This window comes from Pseudomonas sp. PDM24 (assembly GCF_019218905.1).
GTDB lineage: Bacteria > Pseudomonadota > Gammaproteobacteria > Pseudomonadales > Pseudomonadaceae > Aquipseudomonas.
Genome location: NZ_JAHUWR010000023.1, coordinates 1 through 483 on the forward strand (window position 1 = coordinate 1; position 483 = coordinate 483).

Sequence of the window (483 nt, forward strand, 5' to 3'; positions counted from 1 at the left end):
TTTTTTCTCCTCCTCCCCCTTCCTCCCTTCCCCCCTTCTCCTCCCCTTCCCCTCTTCTTCCTTCCTCCTTTCCTCCTCCTCCTCCCTTTCTTCCCTCCTCCCCCTTCCCTCCTTTTTTTTCTTCTTTTTTTTTCCCCCCCCTTCTTCTTCCCTCCTTCTTTTTTCTTTCCCTTCTTCCTCTTCTCTTTCCCTCCTCTCTCCTCCCTTTCCCTCCCTTTCTCCCCTCCCCCCCCTCCCTTCTTCTCTCTTCTTTCCCTCTCCCTCTTCCTCCCCTTCCTCCCCCCTCTCCCTCCCTCTCCCCCCCCTCTTCCCCCCCTCTCCTCCCTCCCTCCTTTCTTTCCTTTTCCCCCCCTTCTCTTCTTTCCCTCCCCTCTCTCTCTCCCCTTTCTCTTCTCCCCCTCTTCCTCTTCCTCCTCCCTCTCTTTTTTCTCTCTCTTTTTTCTCCTTCTCCTTCCCCCCCCCCCCCCCCCCCCCTCCCCTTAC

General features: G+C 57.1%; 1 protein-coding gene. It reads right to left on the reverse strand.

The genetic code is table 11. The features are described from left to right. The coding region (locus KW837_RS29225) for a hypothetical protein (RefSeq protein ID WP_218399373.1) at positions 1-483 on the reverse strand (483 nt) is incomplete at both ends.